The organism is Pantoea sp. EKM20T, from assembly GCF_011800485.1.
Taxonomy (GTDB): Bacteria; Pseudomonadota; Gammaproteobacteria; order Enterobacterales; family Enterobacteriaceae; genus Pantoea; species Pantoea agglomerans.
The window spans coordinates 459,597-481,726 of the sequence record NZ_JAALFW010000002.1 but is presented as its reverse complement, the minus strand read 5'-3'; the positions used below and the strand labels follow the sequence as shown (position 1 = coordinate 481,726).

The 22,130-nt window shown below is 53.3% G+C and carries 21 protein-coding genes and 2 tRNA genes; 11 read left to right on the top strand and 12 right to left on the bottom strand.

Annotation, left to right across the window (positions count from 1 at the left end; translation table 11 throughout):
* The 5 genes from HFD94_RS05465 to rssA form a co-directional block, all read right to left on the bottom strand.
* Positions 1–1,008 (bottom strand): NAD-dependent epimerase, encoded by a 1,008-nt coding sequence (locus HFD94_RS05465; protein WP_050679584.1) that lies wholly within the window; start codon positions 1,006–1,008, stop codon positions 1–3.
* 14 nt (positions 1,009–1,022) lie between these two features.
* A complete protein-coding gene (locus HFD94_RS05460; RefSeq protein ID WP_003852248.1) occupies positions 1,023–2,363 on the bottom strand; it encodes a UDP-glucose/GDP-mannose dehydrogenase family protein in 1,341 nt (446 codons plus the stop codon).
* A 22-nt stretch (positions 2,364–2,385) separates the two neighbouring features.
* The gene (gene galU / locus HFD94_RS05455; RefSeq protein WP_008925296.1) at positions 2,386–3,294 is read right to left on the bottom strand and encodes a UTP--glucose-1-phosphate uridylyltransferase GalU; all 909 of its coding nucleotides are present in this window, start codon (positions 3,292–3,294) and stop codon (positions 2,386–2,388) included.
* A 193-nt stretch (positions 3,295–3,487) separates the two neighbouring features.
* Positions 3,488–4,504, bottom strand: a complete 1,017-nt coding sequence (gene rssB, locus HFD94_RS05450) for a two-component system response regulator RssB (protein WP_010244345.1) — start codon at positions 4,502–4,504, stop codon at positions 3,488–3,490.
* 99 nt (positions 4,505–4,603) lie between these two features.
* The gene (gene rssA / locus HFD94_RS05445; RefSeq protein ID WP_010244341.1) at positions 4,604–5,509 is read right to left on the bottom strand and encodes a patatin-like phospholipase RssA; all 906 of its coding nucleotides are present in this window, start codon (positions 5,507–5,509) and stop codon (positions 4,604–4,606) included.
* A 96-nt stretch (positions 5,510–5,605) separates the two neighbouring features.
* Here rssA and HFD94_RS05440 point away from each other — a divergent pair, with 96 nt between their 5' ends.
* From HFD94_RS05440 to xthA, 5 genes are all read left to right on the top strand, one after another.
* On the top strand, positions 5,606–6,061 hold the full coding sequence (locus tag HFD94_RS05440; RefSeq protein ID WP_062757774.1) for a YchJ family protein: 456 nt from the start codon (positions 5,606–5,608) through the stop codon (positions 6,059–6,061).
* Between the two features lie 56 nt (positions 6,062–6,117).
* Positions 6,118–6,966 (top strand): formyltetrahydrofolate deformylase, encoded by an 849-nt coding sequence (gene purU, locus HFD94_RS05435; RefSeq protein ID WP_003852258.1) that lies wholly within the window; start codon positions 6,118–6,120, stop codon positions 6,964–6,966.
* A gap of 144 nt (positions 6,967–7,110) precedes the next feature.
* Positions 7,111–7,195 (top strand) — tRNA-Tyr (locus tag HFD94_RS05430).
* Positions 7,196–7,233: 38 nt separating this feature from the next.
* Positions 7,234–7,318: transfer RNA gene (locus HFD94_RS05425), tRNA-Tyr, on the top strand.
* 158 nt (positions 7,319–7,476) lie between these two features.
* The gene (xthA, locus tag HFD94_RS05420) at positions 7,477–8,283 is read left to right on the top strand and encodes an exodeoxyribonuclease III (protein WP_010260640.1); all 807 of its coding nucleotides are present in this window, start codon (positions 7,477–7,479) and stop codon (positions 8,281–8,283) included.
* A gap of 33 nt (positions 8,284–8,316) precedes the next feature.
* Here xthA and HFD94_RS05415 read toward each other — a convergent pair whose 3' ends face one another.
* The 3 genes from HFD94_RS05415 to HFD94_RS05405 all read right to left on the bottom strand — a co-directional run bounded on the left by HFD94_RS05415 (position 8,317) and on the right by HFD94_RS05405 (position 11,290).
* Positions 8,317–8,628 (bottom strand): DUF1496 domain-containing protein, encoded by a 312-nt coding sequence (locus HFD94_RS05415; protein WP_010260638.1) that lies wholly within the window; start codon positions 8,626–8,628, stop codon positions 8,317–8,319.
* Positions 8,625–10,541 (bottom strand): DNA topoisomerase III, encoded by a 1,917-nt coding sequence (locus HFD94_RS05410; RefSeq protein WP_167432862.1) that lies wholly within the window; start codon positions 10,539–10,541, stop codon positions 8,625–8,627. The genes HFD94_RS05415 and HFD94_RS05410 overlap by 4 nt, the downstream gene beginning before the upstream one ends.
* A 197-nt stretch (positions 10,542–10,738) precedes the next feature.
* Complete coding sequence (locus HFD94_RS05405) at positions 10,739–11,290, bottom strand: NAD(P)H nitroreductase (protein WP_010260634.1); 552 nt, start codon at positions 11,288–11,290, stop codon at positions 10,739–10,741.
* Positions 11,291–11,463: 173 nt separating this feature from the next.
* On the opposite strand from HFD94_RS05405, the gene sppA reads away from it, so the two are divergent.
* From sppA to pncA, 3 genes are all read left to right on the top strand, one after another.
* Complete coding sequence (sppA, locus tag HFD94_RS05400; protein WP_010260631.1) at positions 11,464–13,326, top strand: signal peptide peptidase SppA; 1,863 nt, start codon at positions 11,464–11,466, stop codon at positions 13,324–13,326.
* 85 nt (positions 13,327–13,411) lie between these two features.
* Positions 13,412–14,425 (top strand): asparaginase, encoded by a 1,014-nt coding sequence (gene ansA, locus HFD94_RS05395; protein ID WP_010260629.1) that lies wholly within the window; start codon positions 13,412–13,414, stop codon positions 14,423–14,425.
* A gap of 16 nt (positions 14,426–14,441) precedes the next feature.
* Entirely contained in the window at positions 14,442–15,050 is a 609-nt protein-coding gene (gene pncA, locus HFD94_RS05390) for a bifunctional nicotinamidase/pyrazinamidase (protein ID WP_122888820.1), read from the top strand.
* 29 nt (positions 15,051–15,079) lie between these two features.
* On the opposite strand, the gene HFD94_RS05385 is transcribed toward pncA, so the two are convergent.
* Entirely contained in the window at positions 15,080–15,361 is a 282-nt protein-coding gene (locus HFD94_RS05385; protein WP_003852750.1) for a YeaC family protein, read from the bottom strand.
* Between the two features lie 5 nt (positions 15,362–15,366).
* Positions 15,367–15,777: a peptide-methionine (R)-S-oxide reductase MsrB gene (msrB, locus tag HFD94_RS05380; RefSeq protein ID WP_010670269.1), complete on the bottom strand. Its 411-nt coding sequence runs from the start codon at positions 15,775–15,777 to the stop codon at positions 15,367–15,369.
* 341 nt (positions 15,778–16,118) lie between these two features.
* Here msrB and gapA point away from each other — a divergent pair, with 341 nt between their 5' ends.
* Both gapA and HFD94_RS05370 read left to right on the top strand, forming a co-directional pair.
* Positions 16,119–17,117 (top strand): glyceraldehyde-3-phosphate dehydrogenase, encoded by a 999-nt coding sequence (gene gapA, locus HFD94_RS05375; RefSeq protein WP_003852747.1) that lies wholly within the window; start codon positions 16,119–16,121, stop codon positions 17,115–17,117.
* A 74-nt stretch (positions 17,118–17,191) separates the two neighbouring features.
* Positions 17,192–18,091 (top strand): D-hexose-6-phosphate mutarotase, encoded by a 900-nt coding sequence (locus HFD94_RS05370; protein ID WP_061901392.1) that lies wholly within the window; start codon positions 17,192–17,194, stop codon positions 18,089–18,091.
* On the opposite strand, the gene HFD94_RS05365 is transcribed toward HFD94_RS05370, so the two are convergent.
* Together HFD94_RS05365 and HFD94_RS05360 are read right to left on the bottom strand one after the other, a co-directional pair.
* The gene (locus tag HFD94_RS05365; RefSeq protein ID WP_061901391.1) at positions 18,088–18,939 is read right to left on the bottom strand and encodes an aldo/keto reductase; all 852 of its coding nucleotides are present in this window, start codon (positions 18,937–18,939) and stop codon (positions 18,088–18,090) included. The genes HFD94_RS05370 and HFD94_RS05365 overlap by 4 nt on opposite strands.
* 72 nt (positions 18,940–19,011) lie before the next feature.
* Positions 19,012–19,761, bottom strand: a complete 750-nt coding sequence (locus HFD94_RS05360) for a MipA/OmpV family protein (protein WP_010260609.1) — start codon at positions 19,759–19,761, stop codon at positions 19,012–19,014.
* Between the two features lie 420 nt (positions 19,762–20,181).
* Between HFD94_RS05360 and yeaG the strand changes: the two genes are divergently transcribed.
* On the top strand, positions 20,182–22,116 hold the full coding sequence (gene yeaG / locus HFD94_RS05355) for a protein kinase YeaG (protein ID WP_010260606.1): 1,935 nt from the start codon (positions 20,182–20,184) through the stop codon (positions 22,114–22,116).
* The last annotated feature ends 14 nt before the right edge of the window (positions 22,117–22,130 follow it).

The following is a 22,130-nucleotide window of genomic DNA, read 5'->3' as shown; positions in this document are numbered from 1 at the left end:
TCAGACGCGGTAAAAGTCGCGGTACCAGTCCACAAAGTTTTTAACGCCCTCTTCGACCCCGGTCTGCGGTTTGAATCCAATTGCCTTAAACAAGGCTTCGGTATCAGCACTGGTTTCCAGGACATCTCCAGGCTGCATTGGCATCAGATTTTTCTTCGCAGTAATGCCCAGGGCTTTTTCAATCGCTTCGATATAGCTCATCAACGTGACAGGCTGACTGTTTCCAATATTATAAACACGATAAGGCGCTGAACTGGTTGCCGGCGATCCGGTTTCAACTGTCCAGTTGTCGTCCTGTTGTGGAATAACATCCTGCAGGCGAACAATGGCTTCAGCAATATCGTCAATATAGGTAAAGTCGCGTTTCATCTGGCCCTGGTTATAAACGTCAATCGCCTCACCGGCAATCATTGCACGGGTGAATTTGAATAACGCCATATCCGGACGGCCCCACGGGCCATAGACCGTAAAGAAGCGCAATCCAGTGGTCGGCAGCTGATAGAGATGCGAGTAAGTGTGTGACATTAACTCGTTGGCTTTTTTGGTCGCTGCATATAAAGAAACCGGATGATCAACGCTATCTTCGGTTGAGAACGGCATCTTGCGATTCAGACCATAGACTGAACTGGATGAGGCGTAGAGCAGATGTTCAATTTTATGATGACGGCAACCTTCAAGGATATTGAGGTGACCAATCAGATTGGAGTCTGCGTAGGCATGAGGATTTTCAATGGAATACCGGACACCAGCCTGAGCGCCAAGATGAATAACGCGCTGGAATTTTTGCTGATCGAACAGTGACGCCATTGCGTCACGGTCCGCCAGGTCCATCTCAATAAAAGTAAAACCAGGATCGGCCTTAATTAAATTGAGACGGGCATGCTTGAGATTTACGTCGTAATAATCATTCAGGTTGTCGATACCGACAACCTGGTGACCGGCGGCCAGCAGACGCTGGCTGACATGAAAACCAATAAAACCTGCGGCGCCGGTGACCAGAAAGTTCATAAATCCCTCGTTAATTATGCAGTTTGAATAGACGCTCCGCGGCCGATTGCATAATAAACGAAACCGCGTTTGCTGATACGCTCTGGATCATACAGGTTACGACCATCAAAAATCACGGCTTCTTTCAGTGCATTTTTGATGATGTCGAAGTCAGGTGCACGGAAGTTTTGCCACTCCGTACAGATGACCAGACCGTCAGCGCCCTGCAGTGCGGCTTCTTTGGTACCCATCAGCTTAAGATCGCTGCGGTGACCGTAGATACGCTGTGCTTCATCCATCGCTTCAGGGTCAAACGCCTGAACAGATGCGCCAGCTTCCCACAGCGTTTCCATCAGCACACGGCTGGAGGCTTCACGCATGTCGTCAGTGTTCGGCTTAAATGACAGGCCCCAGAGCGCAAACGTTTTACCTTTCAGATCGTCACCAAAATGACGTTTGATAAAGGTTGGCAGCTTGTTTTTCTGGTTGTCATTCACATCTTCCACGGCCTGCAAAAGACGTGGCTGATAGCCAATTGACTCAGCGGTACGGATTAACGCCTGCACATCTTTCGGGAAGCAGGAGCCGCCGTAACCACAGCCAGGATAGATAAAGTGGTAGCCAATGCGGGGATCGGAACCGATGCCCTGGCGTACTTTTTCAATATCCGCGCCTAAACGTTCAGCCAGGTTAGACATCTCATTCATAAAGCTGATTTTGGTGGCCAGCATGCAGTTTGCTGCATACTTGGTCAGCTCTGCGCTGCGGATATCCATCATGATCATACGATCGTGGTTACGGTTAAACGGCTCATAGAGCTCGCGTAACAGTTCTACCACGTCGTCGTTGTCAGTACCGACAACGATACGTTCTGGACGCATACAGTCATTGACTGCAGCACCTTCTTTGAGGAATTCCGGGTTAGATACCACATCAAAGGTGATGTTGGCGTCACGCGCTTTCAGCGCTTCCGTCATTACCGCACGAACTTTGTCTGCTGTGCCAACCGGAACGGTTGATTTGTCGATAACCACTTTGTGATCGTTCATATGCTGCGCAATGGTGCGCGCTACGGCGGTCACATATTTCAGATCGGCAGAGCCGTCTTCATCTGGTGGAGTACCAACTGCAATAAACTGCATAACACCATGGTTTACGCCCAGCTCAGCATCAGTGCTGAACTTCAGACGACCCGCTTCGTAATTGGACATTACCAGCGGCGTTAAACCTGGTTCGAAAATAGGAATGATGCCTTTTTTCAGATTTTCGACTTTGTTTTCGTCGACATCAATGCAGAGAACGTCATGTCCGACTTCGGCTAACACCGCAGCCTGAACCAGACCGACATAGCCGATACCAAATACAGTGACTTTCATCGAGTTATCCTGTGTTTATGAATTACTTTTTGTTGCCAACTGCGCCATCGAGCCATTCAGAAAAATCTTTGCCCAATACCGGATGACGAACACCGTACTCAACGAAAGCCTGCATGTAGCCCAGTTTGTTACCACAGTCATGGCTGACGCCTTTCAGGTGATATGCTTCAACTGTCTCTTTTTCCATCAGCATCGCAATGGAGTCAGTCAGCTGAACTTCGCCGCCTGCACCTGGAGGCGTTTTAGCCAGCAGTGGCCAGATCTCTGAAGAGAGAACATAACGACCTACAACGGCCAGGTTTGATGGGGATTCTGACGCTTTAGGCTTCTCAACCACACCGACCATTGGTGCGCTGTCGCCTGGGTTCAGTTCTGCGCCCTGGCAATCGACAACACCGTATGCAGTCACATCGGCAACCGGCTCAACCATGATCTGGCTGCGGCCAGACTCTTCATAACGGCTCAGCATCTCTGCCAGGTTATCTTTGGTTGGGTTAGATTCATATTCGTCGATGATGACGTCTGGCAGGATAACCGCAAACGGCTCATCACCGATCAGTGGGTGTGCACACATTACAGCGTGACCCAGACCTTTAGCGATGCCCTGACGAACCTGCATGATGGTGACGTGTGGCGGGCAGATTGACTGGATTTCATCCAGCAGCTGACGCTTAACGCGTTTTTCCAGCATTGATTCCAGTTCGAAGCTGGTATCAAAGTGGTTTTCGATGGCATTTTTTGATGAATGCGTTACCAGCACAATTTCGTTGATGCCAGCAGCGATACACTCGTTAACGACATACTGGATTAACGGCTTATCAACCAGCGGTAACATTTCTTTAGGAATCGCTTTGGTAGCCGGGAGCATACGCGTACCCAAACCCGCTACCGGGATTACCGCTTTTTTTACTTTGGTATTATTGGCAGACATTAAGATACCTCTCTTATAGGCCGTTCAAGTTAATACTTGATATGTCGGTTTAAAATCGGAAATGAGTATATCAGTTAGTATCGAACGGATTTATCCTGGAAGGCACCAAACCGTCGAAATTAAGACTATTACCCAACTGTAAAGCTAAACTCTGGCCCTGTCCTCAGCGCCAGAATTCCTCTGTTTTTACGGCTTATTCTTCCGTCGATAGCATCAGCCGAATGCGCCCGCCCGCGCCCCAGACGTGGCATTGCCAGTTTTCTGCGCGCTGACTGATCTGGTTAAGATGGGTGCTGCCCATAGTGCCAAGGGGGACACCATTGCTGAGCTGAATCTGATGGGCATGAACATGGAGTGTGGCGTTCAATCCGGCCGAAACCAGAATTAAGTTCTTTAATCCGCGATGATAGTACCCAACCAGTAACGGGAACTGGCCGCTCAGGTTCGCCTGGCGCAGTAACAGATTGACCTGTCTGAGCAGCCCATTAAGTTCCGGCAGACGCTGTTTCTGCCCGGTCAGTTGCTCCTGCAGCAGGCCATTGAACAGCGCCCGCAGCAGCAACGCTGCCAGCACGCCATTATCACCGGCACGGGTCACGTCCAGACAGTAGAACGCCAGATCTTTATCGGAGAGCGCCGCGATATCAAGCACCAGCCCAGGCTGCTCGGCCATCGTCAGCTGACGATAGTTAACCCGGCAGTTGGCAATAGTCTGCTGCACCGGTGGCTGGAGTTGCTTGAGCAACTTGGCAGCCGCTTTAGGATCACGAACCAGCGCATCCCAGTCCTGGAACAGTTGTTCATCCTCTTCCACTTTCGAAGTGAACATAGAGGGATAGAGACACTCATAGACCGCTTCACGAAAGCGCTCAAAGTTTTTAAGTGGTTTAAGCAGCACATCCTGCACCCCAAGACGCAATACATGCGCAATATCCGACATGTTCTCGGTAGCTGAGATGATTAAAATCGGCACGATGTTGCCGCGGGTACGAATGTGCTCAACGAACTGGATGCCGCTCATGCGGGGCATTTCCAGATCGCAGATAATCAGGTCGACAGTATGCTGTTGTAGTTGTGCAATTGCTTCCAGACCATCTTCCGCTTGTAACGTCACAGCACCCATCGATAACAAAAATTGGTCCAGCAACGAACGGAAAACAGCCTCATCTTCGACAATGAGTATCTTTTTGCCGAGTAGTGGTTTTTCCATTCTTTCCCCCTGCGTACCAGATATTTCAATAGTGGTTCATAAAACGCAGTTGCGCCTTTAAGAATTGGCTGAAGTCACCGCTTTGAATGAACAACCTGATTATCTGCCACGGACCAGTGGTAATAGTTCATCCATTTTCTTCTCTACGGCGGCCTTGCCTGCTTCAATGGCTTCCTCAGCACGATGAAAGTCCAGCGTCGAAATTTGCGGACAGACCGGCTGAATCAAAACATCGGGCGGATCGCCTGCCATGCGATTCCGCTTCAGGCGATTTTCCAGCACCTGGATAGAGGTGGACATAATCTCCATCGCGCCAGGTGACTGAGACGCACGGCGCTGGCTGAAATTCACCAGACGCTGACGCAGCTTCCCTCCCCAACTCAATGCCGCTGCGGCGGCTTCTTCTTCGCTATTCTGTGGTGTCACGGAAAAGAGATCCTGCTGCATTAAATGCGCGTCATGCTGCAAGTCAACGGCGATAACAATGTCTGCCCCCAGGGCACGGGTAAGTGAAATCGGCACCGGGTTGACTACGGCACCATCCACCAGCCAATACCCATTGTAGCCCACCGGCGGTAATAAACCTGGCATACTGCATGAAGCGCGTACTGCCTGATGCAGATCGCCCTCAGTCAGCCAGAGTTCACGACCGGTACTGAGGTTAGTCGCCACCACGCCAAAGGGTTTATGACAGTGCTCTATCGTGTCATTGGGGATCAGCTGACGAACATGGCTAAAGACCCGCTCACCGCGCAGCAGTCCGCCACGCTGCCAGGAGACATCCATCAGGCGAATAACATCCCAGTAGCGAAATGCACTGACCCATTTTTCCATCAGCGGCAGGCGGTTATTCACATAGGCAGATCCGACTAATGCCCCGACAGAGCAGCCCGCAACGACGTCGATCTCAATACCTGCACGCTCCAGCGCGTTGATCACGCCGATATGCGCCCATCCTTTGGCCGCTCCAGAACCCAGAGCCAATCCAATTTTTACCTTTCTCATTTCTGTCTGGTCCTGCCGTCAATACGTAGCATCACAACACGGGGTCAGCTAACATAGCGCGCTTGTAAAACCGACCCATCATTCCCGGGAGATAATGTGTCAGAAACCTGCCCATGTTGTAGCGGAGAGCAGTATAGCGTATGTTGCGAGCCCTTTCTTCAGGGTAACCAGATTCCTGTTACAGCTGAACAACTTATGCGATCCCGTTATTGCGCTTATGTGCAGCATAATGCGGACTATCTGGTTGCGACCTGGCATCCTGATAAGCGTCATCCGGCGCTGTCAGGGCTTTTATCTGAAAGTTTTCCAGGAACCGACTGGCTCAGCCTGAATGTAACCCGTTGTAATCATGGAAGCCATGAGAACGAAGCTTTCGTTACCTTTTTTGCGCGATACCGCGAGAAAACCAACATTCAGGCCATTCATGAATGTTCACGCTTTCTTCGCGAGGATCAACGCTGGTACTATGTTGACGGTACAGCACCGCCCGTGGGGCGTAACGATCGCTGCCCGTGCGGCAGTGAAAAAAAATACAAAAAATGTTGTGGTTAAGCTGACGGCTACCCCAGCGGTTTTACCCCTAATGCTTTGACAGGACTCTGATTGAGATGCAAGCGCAAACCATGCAAAGAAAAGTTTTACGAACCATTTGTCCCGATGCAAAAGGTCTGATCGCCAAAATCACCAATATTTGTTACAAGCACGAACTTAATATCGTGCAGAACAATGAGTTTGTTGATCATCGCACCGGGCGTTTTTTCATGCGTACCGAACTGGAAGGGATCTTCAACGACAATACCCTGCTCGCCGATCTCGACAGCGCCCTGCCCCAGGGTTCAGTCCGGGAACTGCACAGCGCCGGTCGTCGCCGCGTGGTGATTCTGGTCACTAAAGAGGCGCATTGCCTGGGCGATCTGTTAATGAAGAGCGCGTTTGGCGGCCTGGATATGGAAATTGCGGCGGTAGTGGGTAACCACGACACCCTGCGTTCGCTGGTTGAGCGTTTTGACATTCCGTTTGTGCTGGTGAGCCATGAGGGACTGACGCGGGAAGAGCACGATAACCGCATGGTGGAAGAGATTGACCGCTATCAGCCCGATTACGTGGTGCTGGCGAAATATATGCGCGTCCTGACGCCCGCCTTTGTGCAGCGTTATCCGAACCAGATTATCAATATTCACCACTCCTTCCTGCCCGCCTTTATCGGTGCCCGTCCCTATCATCAGGCTTATGAACGTGGCGTGAAGATCATCGGTGCCACCGCGCACTATGTGAATGACAATCTCGATGAAGGCCCAATCATCATGCAGGATGTGATAAACGTTGATCACAGCTACACCGCCGATGAGATGATGCGCGCCGGTCGCGACGTAGAAAAGAATGTCCTGAGCAATGCACTGTATAAAGTGCTGGGGCAACGCGTGTTCGTTTACGGCAACCGCACGATTATTCTTTAATCAGCCAGTGCGCTGAATTGTCTGCAGATTCAGCGCTACGCGTAAAAAGTGGGCAAACAGTTGCGGTTTTGCCAGTGGGCGCTTTACACCCTTATCGCATTTGGTATGATGCGCCCCGCTTTAAGAGAGAAAGATTCAGGCCATGGTGGGATTCCCGAGCGGCCAAAGGGAGCAGACTGTAAATCTGCCGTCACAGACTTCGAAGGTTCGAATCCTTCTCCCACCACCATCTGAATCTGAATCATCTTAAGCCACATCACTATCCCAGGTGGGATTCCCGAGCGGCCAAAGGGAGCAGACTGTAAATCTGCCGTCACAGACTTCGAAGGTTCGAATCCTTCTCCCACCACCATCTCGCATGTTGCACTCAATCCCAGACCAATACCTAAGCTTCCTGTTCGCCCCCACATTCCTGCCCGCTTTCACACAATCTCAGCCTGTTCCGCCATGACTTTTTCAGCAAAAATCGCTACCATCTCCGCCTGACATTTCTGAACAACGGTCGATCTCATGAAATTTGTTTCATTTAACATCAATGGGTTGCGTGCCCGCCCGCATCAGCTTCAGGCACTTGTCGAACAGCATCAGCCCGATGTTATCGGTCTGCAGGAAACCAAGGTCCATGACGACATGTTCCCGCTGGAAGAGGTGTCAAAGCTCGGCTATCACGTCTTCTATCATGGACAGAAAGGTCACTACGGCGTTGCCCTGTTAACCAAAGCTGAGCCAGTGTCAGTGAGCCGGGGTTTCCCGGGTGATGACGAAGAATCCCAGCGCCGCCTGATCATCGCGGAACTTCCCAGCCCGATTGGCGACATCACGGTAATTAACGGCTATTTTCCGCAGGGCGAGAGCCGCGACCATCCCACCAAGTTTCCGGCTAAAGAGAAATTCTATCGCGATCTGCAACGTCTGCTGACCGAGGATCTGCCTGCTGATAAGCCGGTTCTGATTATGGGCGACATGAATATCAGCAGCACCGATCGGGATATTGGTATTGGTGAGGAGAGCCGCAAGCGCTGGCTGCGCACCGGCAAATGCTCCTTCCTGCCGGAAGAGCGCGAGTGGATGGACCGCCTGCTGGGCTGGGGACTGGTTGATACCTGGCGTGAGCACAATCCGGAGGTGGCGGATCGCTTCTCCTGGTTCGATTACCGTTCGAAAGGGTTTGATGATAATCGCGGGTTACGCATCGATCTGGTGCTGGCGAGCAAAACCCTGGCGTCGCACTGCGTTGAGACCGGCATTGATTATGAGATCCGGGGCATGGAAAAACCGTCTGACCACGCGCCCATCTGGTCAACCTTCCGCTTTTAACTGATGGTCGCGTGGCAGAGCGCCACGCGACGGCTATTTCACTATTTTCCAGATCAGGTTATTGGTGCCGATGGAGTGTTCATCACGGGTACATTGCAGCAACACCCCCTCTGATTTCACCACCGCGCCTTCCGTGTAGTTACGGTTCTCAAAGATACAGCAGCGGAGACAGTCTGGCTGACGTCTCTCTGCCTGTGTCCATGCCTCGGGTGGCATATCCACCACGACATCGGTGTTGCCACCGTTGCTGCCCTGCTGTGGCATCGACTGATAACGACTGTTGGCCTGCGCCACGCTGGTCGCCAGCGACAGGGCCACGACCAGTAATACTGAATAACGCCTCATTCCGTCTCCTTCACTTTACGCCTGGTTTTGCGCACCGGACGTTTCTGTCCGGTGGACGGTAATCCCCGAAATGCATGCGCCGCAGGCTGCTGTCGCGCCTGCTGGATCAGACCGGTTAAGGTCTGCACCAGCGGCTGCATGAATTCATCATAGCGGCAGGCCTTTTCGCTGATACGCGTCAGTGTCGATTCCCACTGCGCCGTCATATCCGGGCGTGCTGCCAGATCGGGCAGGGAGTGAATCAGGGCGCGTCCGGCATCCGTAGAATTGATATAGCGGCCCTTCTTCACCAGGAAGCCACGACGAAACAGTAATTCGATAATGCCGGCGCGTGTGGCTTCCGTTCCTAAACCATCGGTCGCACGCAGTACTTTCTTTAATTCTTTATCCTGAACGAAACGGGCAATGCCGGTCATTGCAGAAAGAATGGTGGCATCGGTAAACGGGCGTGGCGGCTGGGTTTGCTTCGCCAGCACCTCTCCGTGCTCACACAGCAGCTCATCCCCTTTCGCTACCACCGGCAACGGCATGCCGTCGTTCTCTTCATCACGCTCTTTGTTGCCCAGCAGCGCACGCCACCCCGCTTCCGCCAGGAAGCGCGCTTTCGCCACGAATTTTCCGCCGGCAATATCGAGATCGATGACACATTTGCGGAATACCGCATCCGGGCAGAACTGCATCAGATACTGGCGCGCCACCAGTTCATAGATATGCTGCTCGTTTTCACTGAGTTTCACCGCGCTGGCACGGGCCGTTGGAATAATGGCGTGGTGGGCATCCACTTTTTTATCATCCCAGCAGCGATTTCTGCGATCGGCATCGAAATCTGCCGGTGGGGTCAGCTGTGACTGATGCGCCTGTATCGCCTTTAACACCGCATGACGACCGGCAAAATGCTCTTCAGGCAGATAGCGGCTGTCCGAACGGGGATAGGTAATCAGTTTGTGGGTTTCGTAAAGCCGCTGGCAGGTATCCAGCACCGTCTGCGCACTCAGCCCGTAACGTTTAGCGGCCTCAATCTGCAGGCTGGATAAGGAAAAGGGCAGCGGCGCCACCTCATTTTCGCGCTTATCGCTGTAGGCAGTGACGATCGCCGGCTGGCCCGTGATACGCGTCACCACATGCTCCGCCAGCGCGCGTTTGAGCAGGCGGCCCTCTTCATCCTGCCATGGTTCACAGGCCTCACTGGGGATCCAGCTGGCGATAAATCGGGCGCCGTCAGGCGTGAGGATGTGCGCTTTCACTTCGAAGTAATCTTTCGGCACGAAGTTCTCGATCTCTTCATCGCGCCGGACCACCAGCCCAAGTACCGGCGTCTGCACCCGGCCCACCGACAGTACGCCATCATAGCCTGCATTGCGTCCCAGCAGCGTCCAGGCGCGGGTCATGTTAATGCCATAGAGCCAGTCCGCCCGGGCGCGGGCCAGCGCCGAGACGCACAACGGAATAAACTCGCGATTTTCACGCAGGCGGTTCACTGCCCTGTCCACCGCCTGAGGATTGAGGTCGTTAATCAGACAGCGCTGCACCTTGCTGCGTTTTTCAGCCGGCAGGTTCAGGTAGTCGAGCACCTCATCCACCAGCAACTGCCCTTCCCGATCCGGGTCACCGGCGTGCACCACTTCATTCGCCTGCGCCAGCAAGCCTTCAACCACTTTCAGTTGCTTAGCGACCGAGGGGCGCGGTTTTAGCTGCCATTTTTCCGGAATGATGGGTAAATCCGCCAGCGACCAGCGCGCATAACGGCTGTCATAACTGTCGGGTTGCGCCTGCTCCAGAAGATGGCCTACGCACCAGGTGACGATCTGATCGTTGCCGCAGGCAATGAATCCATCACCGCGTCGATGCGGTTTCGGCAGCACATCTGCGATAGCACGCCCCAGGCTCGGTTTTTCCGCAATAAACAAACGCATTGAATCAGGTAATCCTTAACATCAGGGGGAACGCAGTGATAACCGGTTGTCCGCTGTCGGTTTGAATACTGGGGCTATGTTAGCCTGGCAGGCCCGCTGGCGTAAGTGTGATGCGCGGCGTTAGCGATCGTTCGCACAGGAACCGTGCAAAAAGCAGGGCTGAAATGCACCCTGCCGGAACCGGACAAGCATTGTAGTCAGAAGTAACGGACGAAAGGCGCCGTGTCAGGTGGGAGCACCGTGGTGCTGGATTTCAGTTGCGGGGTGCCCAGATAGAGAAAGCCGACGATGGCATCCTGTTCGCGGCAGCCAAACCCCTGGCGTACCTGCTCGTCATCGGTCCAGGGACCACTGCGCCAGATACCGTTGTAACCCTGAGCGACGGCCGCCATCTGCATGGCCATCACTGCACAGCTTGCCGAGGCGATCTGCTCCCAGCGCGGCACTTTGTGGTGCGCTTCACAATGTGCCACCACCGTAATGATCATCGGTGCGCGAAACGGTGACTGGCTCGCTTTGTTAATCGCCTTTTCATCCAGCTGTTTATCGCGTGCTGCCTGCTCCAGCAGCTGGCTCAGACGGTCGCGCCCCTCATTTTCCACAATGATAAAGCGCCAGGGTTGCAGCGTGCCGTGATCCGGGGCGCGCATGCCAGCCCGCAGGATATTTTCCAGTGCGTCACCCGCAGGTGCCGGCTCAGTCAGGCGTGAGGCCGAACGTCGGTTGACCAGTAACTCCAGTGCGTCCATGTTTTTCTCCCGATCTCTGTAATGTTGCAGTTATCCTGGCACAGGCAGATTTTTTGTAACAGTGCGCAGTGATTTCCTGCTGACTTTTAACACGCCGCTCTTTAGGATGAGCTCGTCGGGGAAGTCTGGTCCGCGCGGCGGCCACTTCCTGCTACATATTTATGGAGAGTCTGATGCGCACATTGTGGCGAATAATTGCAGGTCTGTTCCGCTGGAGCTGGCGGGTACTGAATTTTATCAGGGAATTTATTCTGAATATTTTCCTGATTTTGTTGATTGTGGTGGGTGTAGGGATCTGGCTGCAGGTCAGCGGGTCGGGCGGCAGTTCAGCGCCGATTCAGCAAGGCGCACTGAAAGTGGATCTCAGCGGCGTGCTGGTGGATAAACCGTCGGTAAGCAATCGTCTGAGCAAAATTGGCCGCCAGCTGCTGGGTGCCAGCAGTGACCGTTTACAGGAAAATTCGCTGTTTGATGTGGTCGACGCTATTCGTCAGGCAAAAGATGACAGCAACATTAAAGGCATGGTGCTCGATTTACGCGAATTTGCCGGTGGCGATCAGCCTTCACTGCAATATGTGGGTAAAGCGCTGCGCGAATTCCGCGACAGCGGCAAGCCGATTTATGCACTCGGCGACAGCTACAGCCAGGCGCAGTATTACCTTGCCAGCTACGCCACCAAAATCTATCTGTCGCCACAGGGCACCGTAGATCTGCATGGTTTCGCCACCAACGGACTCTATTACAAAACCCTGCTGGAGAAGCTGAAAGTCACCTCCCACGTCTTCCGTGTCGGGACCTACAAATCAGCGGTTGAGCCGTTCCTGCGTGACGACATGTCCCCTGCCGCACGGGATGCTGACAGCCGCTGGGTCGGTCAACTGTGGCAGAACTACCTGAACACCGTGGCAGCGAACCGCCAGATTACGCCGGAGCAACTCTTCCCCGGTGCTGCTGCGATTATTGCCGGATTAAACGCCGTGAAAGGCGATACCGCGCAATATGCGCTGGATAACAAGCTGGTCGATGCCCTGGGTTCACGTGCGGCAGCCGATCAGGAGCTGGTAAAAACTTTTGGTCTGGATAAGCAGAGCAACGATTACCGTAGCGTCAGCATCTATGACTACAGCGTGAAAACCACCTCCACGCAGCAGGATGGCAACATCGCGGTAGTCATGGCCAGCGGTGCCATCATGGATGGTGAAGAGACGCCGGGCAATGTCGGTGGCGACACGACGGCGGCGCAGATCCGCGATGCGCGTCTCGATCCGAAAATCAAAGCGATTATTCTGCGGGTGAATAGCCCGGGTGGCAGCGTCACCGCCTCGGAAGCGATTCGTGAAGAGCTGGCGGCAGCGCAGGCGGCCGGTAAGCCGATTGTGGTCTCGATGGGAGGCATGGCGGCGTCTGGCGGTTACTGGATCTCAACGCCTGCCAGCTACATTGTGGCGAACCCCAGCACGCTGACTGGCTCGATTGGCATCTTCGGCGTGATCAATACGCTGGAGAACAGCCTGGACAGTATTGGCGTGCACACCGACGGTGTTGCGACCTCACCGCTGGCGGATATCTCAACCACCAAAGCGCTACCAACGGAAGTTCAGCAACTGATGCAGCTGACCATCGAAAATGGCTACCGCAACTTTGTCGGTCTGGTGGCGAAGTCACGTCATAAAACGCCAGAGCAGATTGATGCCATTGCACAGGGCCACGTCTGGACCGGCAGCGATGCGAAAGCCAATGGTCTGGTTGATGCACTGGGTGACTTCGATGATGCCGTGAAGAAGGCGGGCGAGCTGGCGAAAGTCAGTAATCCGCAGCTGAGCTGGTATCAGGATGACCCGAGCTTCCTGGATATGATGCTGAGCCAGATGAACGCGTCGGTGCAGGCTGTCCTGCCTGATACGCTGAAAGCCTGGCTGCCAGCACCGATGCTGGATGTGATGAGTGCTATGAAAGCCCAGCCTGGTCTGTTCGACAAGCAGAACGATCCTCAGAACCGTTATGCATTCTGCCTGAACTGCGGCGAAGTGCGATAAACCTCGCAGCCCGGCCGCTGGTCGGGCTGCTTTTCCCCGCTATTCCCCTTATACTGCGCGTTTTATGGCGAGTCTGAGTTCTCTAATGCAAAAGAAAAACATCTACGTAGCCTACACTGGCGGGACGATCGGTATGCAGCGTTCGGCGCAGGGTTATATTCCCGTCTCCGGACACCTGCAGCAACAGCTGGCTAACATGCCGGAGTTCCACCGCCCTGAGATGCCTGATTTCACCATTCATGAGTATCAGCCGCTGATCGACTCTTCCGACATGACCCCGCAGGACTGGCAGTCTATCGCAGAAGATATCCGTCAGAACTACGATCGCTATGATGGTTTTGTGATCCTGCATGGCACCGACACCATGGCATTTACCGCCTCAGCACTCTCCTTTATGCTGGAAAATCTGGCCAAGCCGGTTATCGTCACGGGCTCGCAGATTCCGTTAGCGGAATTACGTTCAGATGGTCAGCAGAATCTCTTAAATTCGCTCTATGTGGCGGCCAACTATCCGATCAGCGAAGTGTCGCTGTTTTTCAATAACACGCTCTATCGCGGTAACCGGACCACCAAGGCACATGCAGACGGCTTCAACGCCTTTGCTTCGCCCAACCTCTCTGCGCTGCTGGAAGCGGGCATTCATATTCGTCGCCTCAATACACCGCCAGCCCCAGCCGGTCAGGGCGAACTGAAGGTTCACACCATTACGCCTCAGCCCATCGGTGTGGTCACCATCTATCCCGGGATTTCAGCCGACGTTGTGCGTAACTTTCTGCGTCAGCCAGTCAAAGCATTGATCCTGCGCTCCTATGGTGTGGGTAATGCACCGCAGAACAAGGAATTTCTGGCAGAATTGCAGCAGGCCAGCGAGCGTGGCATCGTGGTGGTAAATCTTACCCAGTGTATTTCCGGCAAAGTGAATATGGGCGGATACGCTACCGGCAATGCGCTGGAACATGCTGGTGTCATCAGCGGATTTGACCTCACCGTGGAAGCGGCCCTGACAAAGCTACACTTTTTACTCAGCCAGGATCTTTCGGCCGATCAAATTCGAGCCAGAATGCAGCAGAATTTGCGCGGCGAACTGACTGAAGACTGAAACGGAGCGATATGTAATGAAGCGGGCACTCATCATTATTGATATTCAGAACGATTTTTGCCCCGGCGGCCCGATGGCAGTCCATGAGGGCGACCATACGGTCGAGGTGGCAAATCGTTATGCGCGACTGTTCCGTGAAAACGGTGAATGCGTACTGGCACTGCAGGACTGGCATCCGGCCAATCACGGCAGCTTTGCCTCGGTTTCCGGCGAGCCGGTTTACACGCTGGGCGAGCTAAATGGTCTGGCCCAGATCTGGTGGCCCGATCACGGCATTCAGGGCTCAACTGGCGCTGATTTTCATCCGGGTCTCGATCGCTCACTGTTCGATGCGACGTTCCATAAGGGCCAGGATCAGGATGTCGACAGCTATAGCGCCTTTTTTGACAATGGCCATCGCCGTAAGACCGAGCTGGACAGCTGGCTGCGTGAGCGTGGGATCACCCATCTGGTGATGCTGGGGCTGGCTACGGATTACTGCGTAAAATATAGCGTGCTGGATGCGCTGGAGCTGGGTTATCACGTTGAGGTGGTTAAAGAGGGCTGCCGGGGCGTCAATCTGAATCCCGAGGACAGCGAAATTGCCTTTGCCCAGATGACCGCTCAGGGCGCGGTTCTGATTTAAAATGGAGCTGGCATGACGCCAGCTTTTTTTTAATGCAGATGGATGCGGGTCACGTCAGGGTCAATTCCAAACTCTTCTTTGAGCTCTTTTTTCGACTTCATCACCATTTCGCCACCTTTGCCGATGGTCATGTGCTGCGGCGCGTCGTTGTGCCGCGCCTGCCACATCATGACCAGCTGCAGGCAATTGTCGCGCTGCTCCTGGGTCAGTGCCACGCCATCCGGCCATTTACCAATCTCAACCGCCGTGGCAAGACGCTGATAGACTTCAGGCGTCATCGATGCAAGCATTGCTTCAAGCTGTTCCTTCATCGCCATTACCCTTTGGTCTGTTCGCCCTGCTCGTCGGTGAAATTCAGCGAGGCGGAGTTAACACAATAGCGTTCGCCAGTCGGCTGCGGGCCGTCAGGGAAGACATGTCCCAGGTGCGCATCGCAGCTGCCACAGCGGATCTCAATACGCTGCATGCCGTGTGAATCATCTTCAATATAGCGAATCGCATCATCACTGACCGGCTGATAGAAACTGGGCCAGCCACAGCCAGAGTCATACTTCGTCTCAGAGAGAAAAAGTGGCGCCTCACAGATCAGACAGTGGTAGATCCCTTCCTGCTTGTTGTGCAGCAGTGCGCCGCTGTAAGGCGGTTCCGTTCCGCGTTGCTGAGTGACGTAGCGTTGCATTTCAGTCAACTGTGCAATTTTTGCTTCGGGTGCGGTGTCTTTAGCCATTTTAGGATTCCGGGCAGTGCCATTCTGAAAAATTCGACTATTATTCTAACAAATGATCAACATAACCCGGGTCTTTTTTTGTGCTCACCCTTTCAGCCTGCTCTCTGCTAAGCGGATTTGTGACATCGATCACCTTTTATCCGGAGCATCCCTATATATTCGGCGATTGATTCAACGAAGCGCGATATCATTGGCGGCGCGCAAGCGGTTGCGCATCGAATAATTCCTCTCAGGCGAATTGATTTGTCGCAACAATTGACACGATTCCGCTTGACGCCTGGTAAGGTTTTTGTAATTTTACAGGCAACCTTTTATTCACTAACCAATAGCTGGTGGAATATATGACTATCAAAGTAGGTATCAACGGTTTCGGCCGTATCGGTCGCATCGTTTTCCGTGCTGCTCAAAAGCGTTCTGACATCGAAATCGTTGCTATCAACGACCTGCTGGACGCGGATTACATGGCGTACATGCTGAAGTATGACTCTACTCACGGTCGTTTCGACGGCACAGTAGAAGTTCAGGATGGCGCACTGGTGGTTAACGGTAAAAAAATCCGTGTTACCGCTGAACGTGATCCGGCCAACCTGAAGTGGGATGAAGTAGGCGTTGACGTTGTTGCTGAAGCAACCGGTATCTTCCTGACCGACGAAACCGCGCGTAAACACATCACCGCAGGTGCTAAGAAAGTCGTTCTGACCGGTCCATCTAAAGATGACACCCCAATGTTTGTTCGTGGTGCAAACTTCGACAAATATGATGGCCAGGATATCGTCTCTAACGCATCCTGTACCACTAACTGCCTGGCACCGCTGGCAAAAGTGATCAACGACAAGTTTGGCATCGTTGAAGGTCTGATGACGACCGTTCACGCCACCACTGCTACCCAGAAAACCGTTGATGGCCCGTCTCATAAAGACTGGCGCGGCGGCCGCGGCGCATCGCAGAACATCATTCCTTCATCAACTGGCGCAGCTAAAGCCGTTGGTAAAGTTCTGCCAGAGCTGAACGGCAAACTGACCGGTATGGCATTCCGCGTACCAACCCCTAACGTTTCCGTTGTTGACCTGACCGTGCGTCTGGAAAAAGCGGCTTCTTACAAAGAAATCTGTGCTGCAATTAAAGCGGCTGCAGAAGGTGAGATGAAAGACGTTCTGGGCTACGTTGAAGATGACGTGGTTTCTACCGACTTCAACGGCGAAATCCTGACTTCAGTGTTTGACGCTAAAGCCGGTATCGCGCTGAACGACAACTTTGTGAAACTGGTTTCCTGGTACGACAACGAAACTGGCTACTCAAACAAAGTTCTCGACCTGATTGCGCTGGTTTCTGCTAAATAAGGCAGCCAGACATCATTGAGAATAAGGGCGACTTCGGTCGCCCTTTTTTTGATCCGCACAGGAAGGAATCGAACATGCAAGATAAACTGTTTTCTCTGCCGGTGGTCACGCAGATCTCCCCTTACCTCACCCAGCGCCAGATAGGTGAACTCCCCGCCATTGTTGTGAGTCACCCTAAAGTGCGGGCAGCCATTACGCTTCAGGGCGCGCACCTCATCGCCTGGCAACCCAGCGGCGAAAAGCCGGTACTCTGGCTGAGTGATAAGAGTCTCTTTGCACCGGGTAAGGCGATTCGTGGCGGCGTTCCGATCTGCTGGCCGTGGTTCGGCCCGGCGGGCGAACCGGCACACGGCTTTGCGCGGGTTCAGCCATGGAAGCTTACGGCGCATGATGAAAATGAAGATGGCGTCATGCTGACGCTGGTGCTGGAGAGCAACCCTCAGACGCTGAAGCTCTGGCCGCATGAATTCACCCTGATTGCCCGCTTCCGCCTGGGCCAGCATTGTGAGATTGAGCTGGAAGCCTATGGTGACTTTGAAGCGACGGCGGCTCTGCACAGCTACTTTACCGTCAGCGACATCAACGGTGTGGAAGTCTCGGGTCTGGGCAATAGCTATATCGACAAAGTCAATAACGGCGAGGTGGCCAGCAGCGACGGCAAACAGCGTTATCCTGGACGCATCGACCGTATCTTTACCGCAGCAGAAGATTGCTCAGTGATTAATGATACCGCGGGTGAGCGGCAGATCGAGGTGTACCACCATCATCATAGTGACGTTGTCACGTGGAATCCGGGTGTGGAACTCTCCTGCAGCATGACGGATATGGCGAATGAGGGCTATAAGACCATGGTCTGTGTGGAGACAGCCCGTATCAGCAAACCGTTACGCAGCGCGGGTGAAAAGCCAGCACGACTGGCCACGACGTTCCGCCTCAAAAAGAAAGCCGCAGCCAGCGCTAACGTTAACGGCTAAACAATATCCAGCGGTAACTTATGCTGTGGCGCTGGCCAGGCGCGATCGATGAGCTGCAAATCCTCATCGGTCAGTTTCACCTCCAGCGCCGCCGCATTTTCCTGAACGTGGGCCACTGAACTGGCTTTAGGAATGGCAATCACCCCTGGCTGACGAATCACCCAGGCCAGCAGTAATTGCGCCACGCTGATGCCCTTCTGCTGTGCAATCTGAGTCAGCTGAGGATCGGTAAAGAGTGAGTCACGTAGCCGTCCGGCCTGGGCCAGCGGACAGTAGGCCATGATCGGTACGCCACGCTGCTGACATGCCGGCAGCAGATCAAATTCAATGCCGCGTGAAGCCAGATGATAGAGCACCTGATTGGTCGCGCAGGCCTCGCCCTTCTCTTCATCCCACAGTTCGGCCATATCATCGGTATCAAAATTCGATACGCCCCAGTGACGAATTTTGCCCTGCTGCTGCAGGCGTTCCATGGCGCGCAGTGTCTCTTCCAGCGGAATATTGCCGCGCCAGTGCAACAGGTAGAGATCGAGATAATCGGTTTGCAGACGGCGCAGGCTGCGCTCACAGGCTGCAATGGCATCCACTTCGCCCGCATTCCACGGATAAACTTTGGAGACCAGCAGCGCCCGGTCGCGACGGCCCAGCAGTGCCTGCCCGACCACCTCTTCGGCTCCGCCATCTGCATACATTTCGGCGGTATCGATAAGCTTCAAGCCGCACTCAAGACCCGCCTGCAATGCAGCGACTTCATCAGCACGCTGCGCCGGGTTTTCACCCATATACCAGGTGCCCTGACCGATCACCGGCAGATCGCCAAAACCGGCAAAGTTAATCGTGTTACGCATTCTGCTCTCCCGCCCCATTCTGAGGCCCTGTAAAAGAACAGAGGGCAATAAATGCCCTCTTTTGGTGCGTTATCAGAAGGTATAGCTGACACCCGTCCAGATTAACGCCTGCCCGCTTTTATCAATCATCGGGCTGTCTTTGATTTCGCTGTCGAAACGGATATAACGCCCCATAACGCTGGCATTCCACTGCGGCGCAATCTGATAGCTGGCGCTCAGTTCCACATAAGGTGACCAGCTGTCATCCGGGTTGTAACGGCTGATGCCGGTACGGGCGCTTTCATGCCCGGATACCCCATAGTAATAACGGTTTTGATTGGCGCTGTTCCATGTGGCCCCGATGCCCGGCGTCAGGCTGAAGTCACCCATCTGGAAGCGATAGAGGTATGTCAGGTCCCAGATCATCCCATTGCTGTTATTGAGCACATCCCCCAGCAATGAGGTACGGACAATCCCCCAGTCAGCGGTGTGACGATAGGTTGCGCCACCCATCAGCGTCATGCGGCGTTTATCCAGCCCTTTCATGTCGCCCAGGTCGTTGTCGCTGGGTTTGTACTCCTGCGGTGAACCCAGCAGCGTCAGTGACAGCTGGTTCTGAGGATCTTTCCACAGGTAGTAGCCGCCCTGCAGGCTGCGGAACCAGAAGTCTTCACCCTCATAATTGATAACCGGAAGCGGGATATACCGGTCCTGGCCGCCGCGATAAGGTGAATCGGCATAGATGACCGATGCGCCAATGGAAAGCGGTGCGGCATTCGCGTGCGTGGCCAGTAAATAACAGGGCAGAAGTGCAACAAGCGTCTTAAATTTGAATTGGTTCACAATTTATTCATTCCATAAATATAACAATCAAACAGGAAGTCTAACGTTTTTTCACGGCTGGATTAACTTATATCGAAATCCTTTAAGTGGCTAACCGATGAAAGTGGCATTAAAGGTTAAAAACACGTTAAGTTAAAGCATCACCCATATGAACGCATCTCACAACAGACCCGCTGTACAGTTGATCTTCCCCTCATTAACCCAAACCCGTGGAGGAAATTTCCTAGAAGCCATCTACAGTTAGAAGTAACAGCAGACATTTTGTACGAGCAGAGTAACCATAAAAGTTGTGTATCCCGATAAGAAAGATCAGGTTGGCATAAGGGTTGCTGTACTCAACAGAGAATATCTTCCGGGAGCTGCTATAAGCCTCTAATTACGCTCCTTACCTGTGCTAAAAACGAAAGGACGGGCATCGCTATGAATATATTCGATCACTATCGTCAGCGTTATGAAGCTGCCAAGGACGAAGAGTTCACACTGCAGGAATTTCTTGCCATCTGTAAGCAGGATCGCAGTGCATACGCCAACGCTGCAGAGCGACTGTTAATGGCTATCGGAGAGCCGGTAATGGTCGATACTGCTCAGGAGCCACGCCTTTCCAGAATATTCTCCAACCGTGTGATGGGACGCTATCCGGCGTTCGAGGAGTTTTACGGCATGGAGGAAGCGATTGAACAGATCGTCTCCTACCTGAAACATGCCGCTCAGGGACTGGAAGAGAAGAAACAGATCCTCTATTTACTGGGACCGGTAGGTGGCGGTAAATCCTCACTGGCGGAACGGCTTAAGTCGTTGATGCAGCGGGTACCCATCTATGTACTGAGCGCCGACGGGGAACGCAGCCCGGTTAATGACCACCCTCTCTGCCTGTTTAATCCGCAGGAAGATGCGCATATTCTCGAAAAAGAGTATGGCGTGCCGCGCCGTTATCTCGGCACGATTATGTCGCCGTGGGCCGCTAAGCGACTGCACGATTTTGGCGGCGATATCTCGCGTTTCAAAGTGGTGAAAGTCTGGCCGTCGATCCTGGAACAGCTGGCGATTGCCAAAACTGAACCGGGTGATGAGAACAACCAGGATATCTCTGCGCTGGTGGGTAAAGTGGATATCCGTAAACTGGAAAACCACGCCCAAAACGATCCTGATGCTTACGGTTACTCCGGCGCACTCTGCCGTGCGAACCAGGGTATCATGGAATTCGTTGAGATGTTCAAAGCGCCTATCAAGGTGCTGCACCCCTTACTGACGGCGACGCAGGAAGGGAACTACAACGGCACCGAGGGGATTTCGGCGCTGCCGTTTAACGGCATTATTCTGGCGCACTCCAACGAATCAGAGTGGGTGACGTTCCGTAATAACAAGAATAATGAGGCGTTCCTTGACCGTGTCTATATCGTCAAGGTGCCCTACTGCCTGCGGGTCTCTGAAGAGATCAAAATCTACGACAAGTTACTTAATCACAGTGAGCTGGCGACCTCGCCCTGTGCACCGGGTACGCTGGAAACGCTGGCACGCTTCTCTATCCTGTCACGTCTCAAGGATCCGGATAACTCCAGCATCTATTCCAAAATGCGGGTCTACGATGGTGAAAGCCTGAAAGATACCGACCCTAAGGCGAAGTCATGGCAGGAGTATCATGATTACGCCGGTGTGGATGAGGGGATGAACGGCCTTTCAACCCGCTTTGCCTTTAAGATTCTGTCGCGGGTGTTTAACTTTGACCACGCCGAAGTGGCGGCCAACCCGGTGCATCTGTTCTACGTGCTGGAGCAGCAGATTGAGCGCGAACAGTTCCCACAGGATCAGGCCGAGAAATACCTTGAGCACCTCAAAGGCTATCTGATCCCCAAATATGCTGAGTTTATCGGCAAAGAGATTCAGACCGCCTATCTGGAATCTTACTCTGAATATGGTCAGAACATCTTTGACCGCTATGTGACCTATGCCGACTTCTGGATTCAGGATCAGGAGTATCGCGATCCCGATACCGGACAGCTGTTTGATCGTGAATCGCTCAACGCGGAACTGGAGAAAATCGAGAAGCCCGCTGGCATCAGTAACCCGAAAGATTTCCGTAATGAGATCGTCAACTTCGTGCTGCGCGCCAGGGCACACAATAACGGTCGCAACCCGAACTGGACCAGTTACGAGAAATTACGCACCGTGATCGAGAAGAAAATGTTCTCGAATACGGAAGAGTTGCTGCCGGTGATCTCGTTTAATACCAAGACCTCTACCGATGAGCAGAAAAAGCATGATGATTTTGTCGATCGCATGATGGAAAAAGGCTATACCCGCAAACAGGTTCGCCTGCTGTGTGAATGGTATTTGCGTGTGCGTAAATCGTCCTGATAAGAGTCTGTAAG

What these genes read in the sequence shown, in the direction of transcription:
- HFD94_RS05465 (WP_050679584.1), bottom strand. Translation starts at nt 1,008, where the DNA reads ATGAACTTTCTGGTCACCGGCGCCGCAGGTTTTATTGGTTTTCATGTC.
- HFD94_RS05460 (WP_003852248.1), bottom strand. Translation starts at nt 2,363, where the DNA reads ATGAAAGTCACTGTATTTGGTATCGGCTATGTCGGTCTGGTTCAGGCT.
- galU (WP_008925296.1), bottom strand. Translation starts at nt 3,294, where the DNA reads ATGTCTGCCAATAATACCAAAGTAAAAAAAGCGGTAATCCCGGTAGCG.
- rssB (WP_010244345.1), bottom strand. Translation starts at nt 4,504, where the DNA reads ATGGAAAAACCACTACTCGGCAAAAAGATACTCATTGTCGAAGATGAG.
- rssA (WP_010244341.1), bottom strand. Translation starts at nt 5,509, where the DNA reads ATGAGAAAGGTAAAAATTGGATTGGCTCTGGGTTCTGGAGCGGCCAAA.
- purU (WP_003852258.1), top strand. Translation starts at nt 6,118, where the DNA reads ATGCAAGCGCAAACCATGCAAAGAAAAGTTTTACGAACCATTTGTCCC.
- xthA (WP_010260640.1), top strand. Translation starts at nt 7,477, where the DNA reads ATGAAATTTGTTTCATTTAACATCAATGGGTTGCGTGCCCGCCCGCAT.
- HFD94_RS05415 (WP_010260638.1), bottom strand. Translation starts at nt 8,628, where the DNA reads ATGAGGCGTTATTCAGTATTACTGGTCGTGGCCCTGTCGCTGGCGACC.
- HFD94_RS05410 (WP_167432862.1), bottom strand. Translation starts at nt 10,541, where the DNA reads ATGCGTTTGTTTATTGCGGAAAAACCGAGCCTGGGGCGTGCTATCGCA.
- HFD94_RS05405 (WP_010260634.1), bottom strand. Translation starts at nt 11,290, where the DNA reads ATGGACGCACTGGAGTTACTGGTCAACCGACGTTCGGCCTCACGCCTG.
- sppA (WP_010260631.1), top strand. Translation starts at nt 11,464, where the DNA reads ATGCGCACATTGTGGCGAATAATTGCAGGTCTGTTCCGCTGGAGCTGG.
- ansA (WP_010260629.1), top strand. Translation starts at nt 13,412, where the DNA reads ATGCAAAAGAAAAACATCTACGTAGCCTACACTGGCGGGACGATCGGT.
- pncA (WP_122888820.1), top strand. Translation starts at nt 14,442, where the DNA reads ATGAAGCGGGCACTCATCATTATTGATATTCAGAACGATTTTTGCCCC.
- HFD94_RS05385 (WP_003852750.1), bottom strand. Translation starts at nt 15,361, where the DNA reads ATGAAGGAACAGCTTGAAGCAATGCTTGCATCGATGACGCCTGAAGTC.
- msrB (WP_010670269.1), bottom strand. Translation starts at nt 15,777, where the DNA reads ATGGCTAAAGACACCGCACCCGAAGCAAAAATTGCACAGTTGACTGAA.
- gapA (WP_003852747.1), top strand. Translation starts at nt 16,119, where the DNA reads ATGACTATCAAAGTAGGTATCAACGGTTTCGGCCGTATCGGTCGCATC.
- HFD94_RS05370 (WP_061901392.1), top strand. Translation starts at nt 17,192, where the DNA reads ATGCAAGATAAACTGTTTTCTCTGCCGGTGGTCACGCAGATCTCCCCT.
- HFD94_RS05365 (WP_061901391.1), bottom strand. Translation starts at nt 18,939, where the DNA reads ATGCGTAACACGATTAACTTTGCCGGTTTTGGCGATCTGCCGGTGATC.
- yeaG (WP_010260606.1), top strand. Translation starts at nt 20,182, where the DNA reads ATGAATATATTCGATCACTATCGTCAGCGTTATGAAGCTGCCAAGGAC.